The organism is Alkalibacillus salilacus (assembly GCF_030812915.1).
In the GTDB taxonomy this organism is placed as follows: Bacteria; Bacillota; Bacilli; order Bacillales; family Alkalibacillaceae; genus Alkalibacillus; species Alkalibacillus salilacus.
Genome location: NZ_JAUSTQ010000008.1, coordinates 125,196 through 132,641, shown reverse-complemented (window position 1 = coordinate 132,641; position 7,446 = coordinate 125,196). Strand labels below are relative to the sequence as shown.

Annotated in this window: 7 protein-coding genes; all 7 read right to left on the bottom strand. The window is 38.3% G+C overall.

Annotation, left to right across the window (positions count from 1 at the left end; all coding sequences use genetic code 11):
- Positions 1–116 precede the first annotated feature (116 nt).
- Positions 117–572 carry a DUF420 domain-containing protein gene (locus tag J2S77_RS10470; protein ID WP_306977122.1) on the bottom strand — a complete coding sequence of 152 codons (456 nt, stop codon included), beginning with the start codon at positions 570–572 and terminating at the stop codon, positions 117–119.
- 6 nt (positions 573–578) lie between these two features.
- On the bottom strand, positions 579–1,496 hold the full coding sequence (ctaG, locus tag J2S77_RS10465) for a cytochrome c oxidase assembly factor CtaG (protein ID WP_306977120.1): 918 nt from the start codon (positions 1,494–1,496) through the stop codon (positions 579–581).
- 165 nt (positions 1,497–1,661) lie between these two features.
- Positions 1,662–2,594 (bottom strand): ABC transporter permease, encoded by a 933-nt coding sequence (locus tag J2S77_RS10460; RefSeq protein ID WP_306977118.1) that lies wholly within the window; start codon positions 2,592–2,594, stop codon positions 1,662–1,664.
- Positions 2,595–2,607: 13 nt separating this feature from the next.
- Positions 2,608–3,609, bottom strand: coding sequence for an ABC transporter permease (locus J2S77_RS10455; protein ID WP_306977116.1), 1,002 nt, complete (start codon positions 3,607–3,609; stop codon positions 2,608–2,610).
- A 101-nt stretch (positions 3,610–3,710) separates the two neighbouring features.
- A complete protein-coding gene (locus tag J2S77_RS10450) occupies positions 3,711–5,411 on the bottom strand; it encodes an ABC transporter substrate-binding protein (RefSeq protein ID WP_306977115.1) in 1,701 nt (566 codons plus the stop codon).
- Positions 5,412–5,460: 49 nt separating this feature from the next.
- On the bottom strand, positions 5,461–6,429 hold the full coding sequence (locus J2S77_RS10445) for an ABC transporter ATP-binding protein (RefSeq protein WP_306977113.1): 969 nt from the start codon (positions 6,427–6,429) through the stop codon (positions 5,461–5,463).
- Complete coding sequence (locus tag J2S77_RS10440; RefSeq protein ID WP_306977111.1) at positions 6,404–7,423, bottom strand: ABC transporter ATP-binding protein; 1,020 nt, start codon at positions 7,421–7,423, stop codon at positions 6,404–6,406. The genes J2S77_RS10445 and J2S77_RS10440 overlap by 26 nt, the downstream gene beginning before the upstream one ends.
- Positions 7,424–7,446: the final 23 nt, after the last annotated feature.

Here is a 7,446-nt window from a genome sequence, read left to right as displayed (position 1 = left end):
CATTTTCCAAATTAAATTGCCACAGCCCTGTTGAATATAGGACTGCGGCAGCATAGGTGTTTTTTCTTGTCTCATTTCCCTGGGTCAGTTCATTACCTAAAAGGGAGCTTTATTTATTAGCCACCAAAAATTGCTCGAAATAAGCTTGAACTATGACCGCTGTCATATAAAACATATAGTAATAAATAAACCATGACGCCTGTAATTGCTGTGAAAAACCAGATAACAGCAGTTACTGGACCTATTTTTCTATGCTTGCTAATACGGCGTTTGAAGGCCAAATAAAGTGTCACAATCCCAAAAACAGCACCTGTTGTCGCTAAGATAATATGAAACACTAGGAAACTTGTGTAAAAAATTTGCATATCATCTGGACCACCGAATGTCTGATTACCGAGGAAAATTGTCCTTGAAACATATAATATAAAGAATGTTAAGGCAGAAATTGCTGCAGCAATCATCGTTCGTTTATGAGCTGTTGCTTTACCATTTGCAATTAACACCCAACCAATGGCGACTAAAATGGCACTGACTACAATAAAAACGGTACTAATGGTTGGTAAAAACGGCATTTAATGTCATCCTCTCTCTACTGTTGCTTGTTGTTCTAAATCCTGTGGTAGCGGGTCAATTCCTCTTTGATTTTCACTTTGGAACCAGTTATAAAATAGACGTGCTAATATCCCACCATATAATAATTCTTGGGAAACTTTCATGATAATACCAGCCGCTTGTTGATCACTAACAAGTTCCATGTTTAAAAACACTTGTGGTCCACCTAAGTTCATACCGCTCAATACACTCGGTGGTACACAAAGTGCTAATGCTTGCATAAAGGCGTCTGGCTGAGAATACGTCGCGTACAACGGTGTATCAGCGAAAATAATTAATGCACAAGCAGGGGTTAACAGCATACCTGCCCCAAAAATATACAACAGTTTAAATAAAGGCTTGATTTCCACTCGCTTTTCTAACGGTCCAAAGATCGGCCACCACATAAACAAAGCAAAAACTAATAAGAGAATGGTAACTGCCCAGTGTACAGTGATATGAGACTTTGTAAAATCTAGAATTAACGGAATATGATAGATCGAAAATAATAAATTAAACATCACTAAAGCCATTAATGGGCGAGTGAACAGCGATAAAACATGTCTAAGCCCAGAAGCATTAAATACCTTGTTCCACCACTCTTTTGGAATACCTTTAATGATTAAAATCGGCGTTAACAAGTATAAGATTGCCATCTGTCCCATGTGAGCCATCAGCATAATATGTGACATTAAATAAACCGGAGACCCTTTTACAAGATAGAAAATAACTAATGCTGAATACATTGATATTTTCTGTTTTTTAGTCGGTGCTTCTGATAAACCCGCTTTATGTTTAAATGGTCCTGTAAATAAATAATACAGAATCACTAATGCAAGCGTGATTATGATTATTTCTGGATTCCAGAGCGCGCGAAATCCAAAAATTTGTATTTTATCCCACATAATCTTCACCTCTGAAGTCTAGTTATCACATCATATACCTTTAGTATACATGATAACATCTTCACACTCGACTAATTCCATTAACGTTAATAAAATTGTTGAATTTGCAAACACATAACTAAAGCCTAAAAGAGTGTCATCTCTTTTAGGCTTTAAATAAAATCATCAATTTTTCATTTTCGGATCGAGCGCATCACGTAAACCGTCACCGATTAAATTAAATCCAAGCACCACAAGCATAATTGATACACCTGGAAAAATCAAAGTCCAAGGAGCTAATTGAATGAAATCTCTTGAATCAGATAACATTTTGCCCCACTCAGGTGTAGGTGGTTGTGCACCTAAACCTAAAAACCCTAATGCAGCTGCTTCTAATATAGCTGTCCCGAAGCCTAACGTCGCCTGAACAATAATCGGCGCTAAACTGTTCGGTAAAATATGGTGAAGTAATATTCGACCTCTTTTCATCCCTTGTGCCTTGGCTGCCAAAATAAACTCTTCTTCCCTTAAACTGATTACCTTCGAACGAACGAGTCGTCCAAAGATTGGGATATTTATAATTGCAATGGCGATCAAAGCATTCGTTAGAGACGCTCCTAAAATAGCCACAACCGCAATTGCTAGTAAAATACTAGGAAAAGCAAGTAAAATATCAAAAATTCTTGAAATTAACATATCTACCCAGCGCCCAAAGTAACCTGATATAATTCCCAATAAAGTACCAAAAAATAAGGCGCCAGTCACAGCTGTAAAACCTGTGATCAGTGAAATTCTTGCCCCATAGGCTAGTCTTGTGAAAATATCACGACCAATATCATCTGTTCCTAACCAATGATCAGCTGAAGGGGGTTGCAAACGATTAATAGGATCATCCGCATCAAATTCATATGGTGATACAAATGGTGCAACCGCACCTAAAATGATGAAAAAGAGAATAAGCAAGAAACCTGTAATAGCTAAAGGGCTTTTCCTTAATTGTTTTAAAGCATCTTTCCATGGTGATATCGCTTCGACATCCTCTTCTTCTTGATAAGGGTTGGGGTTATATACTTGCGACTCGTCTTCTATATGTTCGCGCTGCTCTTCACTTGTCTTCATAATGTTAACCCCCTTAATATTTAATCCTTGGATCAATGAATGCATAGAGTAAATCGACAATTAAGTTTATCATAACGAATAAGAAGGCAATGACTAAAATACCAGATTGGATTACTGGATAATCACGATAGTTTATACCCTCATAAACGTAACGACCAACACCAGGCCAAGCGAATATTGTTTCTGTAAGAATTGCTCCACCTAATAAGACCCCTGTTTGTAAACCAATTACAGTTAGCACAGGAATAGTTGCATTTCGTAAAGCATGCTTATAAATGACTAAAAATTGTCCTGATCCCTTAGCTCGTACAGTTCGAATATAATCCGATTTCATCACTTCTAACATACTCGAACGTGTCATACGAGCAATAATAGCCATAGGAATAGTTCCTAATGCTACAGCAGGTAAGACTAAGTGTGAAAGCACTTGAACGAGGCGATCAAAATCCCAGTGCAAAATAGCGTCAATTACATAGAAATGTGTAATAGGCTCAATTTGACCAGTGCTAGGTTGTCTACCAGAGGAAGGTAACCATCCTAATTCCTGGGCAAAAACCCATTGTTCCATCAATGCTAACCAAAATACCGGCATTGATACACCGACCAAAGCAAAGATCATAGCAGCAAAATCCAACCATGAATTTTGCTTCCAAGCACTTATGATACCAGCATTAATACCAATGATAATAGCAAATAACATTGCAAAGAAGGTTAACTCAAAAGTCGCGGCTATACGAGGTAAAATCTCATGACTGATTTCACTTTTTGTTCTTAAAGATGACCCTAAGTCACCTTGTAATAAATCAGCCAAATAAAAACCATATTGCGTGAAAAACGATTCGTTTAATCCCATAGATTGTTCTAGTTCCTGAATCGCATCTTGTGTAGCCGTTTCACCTAAGATAACTTGTGCTGGATTACCAGGGATCAAGTGAACGATTGAAAACACGATTAATGTCATTCCGAATAATACTGGGATTAGCATTAACAAGCGACGGATCGTATAGGCTAACATGTTTTCACCTCAGTTCTTTTGTCATTGTCTATGTAGCCCATTAAGATTCATAAATTGAAGAAAGGTAGTAGAGGTATACTCTACTACCCTCCCTCCTCATTTTATTCTAATTCTACTTCTGCAAGTGATTCACTTGTTGATGGGTGTGGTACATAATTTTGAACACTACTTAACGAAGCTAAGACTGGTTCAGAGTGAACAAGTGGAATCATTGGTGAATCTTCATAAATAAGTTCTTGTGCCTCTTTATATAATTCAGCACGTTCTTCTTGATCTGTTGCCACTTTCGCTTGATCAAGTAATTCGTCTACTTCATCATTTTGATAGAAAGAACGGTTACTTGAACCAGCATTATCACCGTGTAATAAGCTACTTAAGAAGTAATCAGGATCACCATTTGTACCTGACCAGCCAAGCATGAACATTTCTTGTTCACCTGCGGCTGTTTTCTCTAAATACGGCGCCCATTCTTCACGCACAATATTCACAGAAATGCCCAATTCAGATAGATCTGATTGAATAATTGTTGCTACCGTTTCAGCATCTGGCATATACGGACGGGCTACTGGCATCGTCCATAAATCAATTTCAAAACCATCTTCATAACCTGCTTCAGCTAACAATTCCTGTGATCGTTCTAAATCATATTCATAAACTTCTAGCTCATCATTATAGCCTAAATAATTAGGCGGCACAGGGTTAACAGCTGGCTGTGCATACCCAGCATACATTGCTTCAGCAATTTCTTCACGGTCAATCGCATGGTTAATTGCTTGACGTACCGTTGCATTGTTGATTGGTTCTTTTTCAGTTTGGAAACCTAAGTAACCGAAATTGTTTGCAGCACGTGTATAAAGTGTTGTTGCATCATCATCTTCTACACCTGCCGCATCGTCTGGATTTAAACCGTCCATAATGTGAACTTCACCGGAATTTAGTGCGATTAAACGAGATGAGTTATCCGGAATAACCTCAAAAACAACCCCGTCTAATTTTGGTTGGCCGTCTTTACGGTAATCTTCAAATGCCTCTAACTCAATTTGATTATCTCTTTCCCAACTTACAAATTTAAATGGACCTGTTCCTACAGGATTTTCATTAATTGCTGCGCCATGTTCTTCTAAAGCTGCTGGAGATGTAATCGCAAAATAACTCATCGCCATGTTTTGCAAGAAGAAACCTAATGGGCGTTTAAGTTGGAATTCAATTTCATAATCGTCAACAACATTAATAGAATCGATTACGTGACCTTCATCACCATCAAAACCACCGAACATTGTGCCATACATTGAATACGCGTAGCCATCATCTTCAAATGCATAAGTGTCATCTGCACCTGACCAACGTTCAAAGTTTGTCTTTACAGCATCAGCGTTAAACTCAGTTCCATCGTGGAAAGTGACACCTTCTTCAAGATGGAATGTATAACTTAAGCCATCATCACTCACTTCCCAGTCATGTGCAAGACCTGGCTTAATTTCAAAAGATTCTTTTTCAAAATCTAATAGACTTTCATAAATTTGTTTCGTGACACGAGATGACTCCCCATCTGTTGTACTAGCAAAGTCTAGACTTTCTGAGTCACCACCACGAGCGTAGACAAGAATATCTTCTCCGTCCTCAGAAGAAGCCTCATCACCGTTTTCACCTTCACTATCTTCACCAGATTGCTCTTCTGATTGGTCATCATCAGAGGATCCAGAATCAGATGATGAATCTTCACCATCATCGCCGCCACAAGCTGCTAACACTAAAAATAAGGCTAGTAGCATGGCTACCAAAAAGGAAAACTTGAGTTTCATACCTTTACCCCCTAAATAGATTTTTTTATAGATAACATTTGTAACACGTCTATTCATATAAATGACATGCTACATAATGTTGATCACTATGATCTTGAAACGTTGGTGTAACCTCTTGACATATATCCATCGCCTGAGGACATCTTGTGTGGAATGGACATCCAGACGGTGGATTTGATGGACTAGGGACATCACCTTGTAAAATAATGCGTTCACCTGTCTCATCCGGATCTGCTACTGGAACAGCTGACAATAATGCTTGTGTGTATGGGTGTTTTGGATTTTCATATAATTCATCCTTATCTGCCAACTCAACCATACGTCCTAAATACATAACTCCTACTCGATCACTAATATGTTTCACTACACTTAAATCATGAGCTATGAACAAATAAGTCAAATTAAATTGATCTCGAAGATCAGACATCAAATTCAATATTTGTGACTGAACTGAAACATCAAGAGCCGAAACAGGTTCATCACAAACAATTAACTTAGGATTATTCGCTAAAGCACGCGCAATTCCAATCCGTTGACGTTGACCTCCACTAAATTGATGAGGATATCGTGATGCATGATAAGCACGCAAACCAACTATTTCAAGTAACTCTTTAACTCGTTCTTTACGCTCTTTCGCGTTTGTCATGCCATGAACTAGTAATGGTTCAGCGACAATTTTTTCTACCGTATGACGTGGATTAAGTGAAGCATAGGGGTCTTGGAAAATGATTTGCATATCACGTCTAAGCTTTCGCATTTCCTCACTATTAACTTGCGTGATATCTTGGTCGTTAAATTTCACTTCGCCTTCTGTCGGTTCAATTAACCTCAACAAAGCTTTACCTGTTGTAGATTTTCCACAGCCAGATTCACCAACAATCCCAAGAATTTCGCCTTCATTTACTGTAAATGACACGTCATCAACAGCCTTAACAGCTCCAACTTTTTTTCCAAAAATGCCACCACGAATGTCAAAATACTTTTTTAAATGATTAACTTCTAGAATCGGTTCCGACATGTGTTGCCACCTCCTGTTCTTCAAAGTTGTCATACAAGAAACAACGAGCATATCGATTATCTTCTGTCTCATAAAGTGCTGGATTCTCACTAAAGCAGCGATCAAAAGCATATTCACATCTTGGAGCAAATCGACACCCAACTGAATTCATGGTTACTTTTGGTACAGTACCAGGAATGGAATACAGTTTCTGTTCTTTCTCATGAAGATTAGGAAGAGAGCGTATTAAGCCTTTTGTATAAGGATGTTTAGGATCTTTTAATATTTCACGAACTGTCCCTTCTTCTACAACTTGGCCTGCATACATCACAACCACTCGGTCGCACATTTCAGCCACTACCCCTAAGTCATGTGTAATTAATAATATGCCTGTATCTTTTTCTTTATTTAAGTCTCGCATTAAATCAAGAATTTGAGCTTGAATCGTAACATCTAAGGCAGTAGTCGGTTCATCTGCTATGAGAAGTTCTGGATCACAAGCCATCGCCATTGCAATCATAACGCGCTGACGCATTCCACCTGAAAGTTGATGTGGAAATTCATCAACTACTTCAGAAGCACGTGGAATACCAACTAAATCCAACATTTCTATAGCTTTTAAACGGGCTTCTTTTTTAGACGATTTATTGTGCATGCGAATTGCTTCAACTAGTTGATTGCCTATCGAATACAAAGGGTCTAATGAAGTCATTGGTTCTTGAAAGATCATGGCAATCTCATTTCCGCGTATTTGCCTCATTCTTTTCTCAGAGGCAAATGCAAGATTTTCACCTTTAAAATTAATTTCACCACTAACAATTCGTCCAGGTGGGCTAGGGACTAATTGCATAACAGAAAGTGATGTCACACTTTTACCACAACCGGATTCACCAACCACACCTACAACTTCACCTTTATTCACATGAAAACTCACACCGTCAACAGCGGGTATTTCACCACTGTCTGTAAAAAAGTGTGTATGTAAATTATTCAACTCTAAGATTGTATCCGACATGTTGCATCCCCCTCAGCTGATTA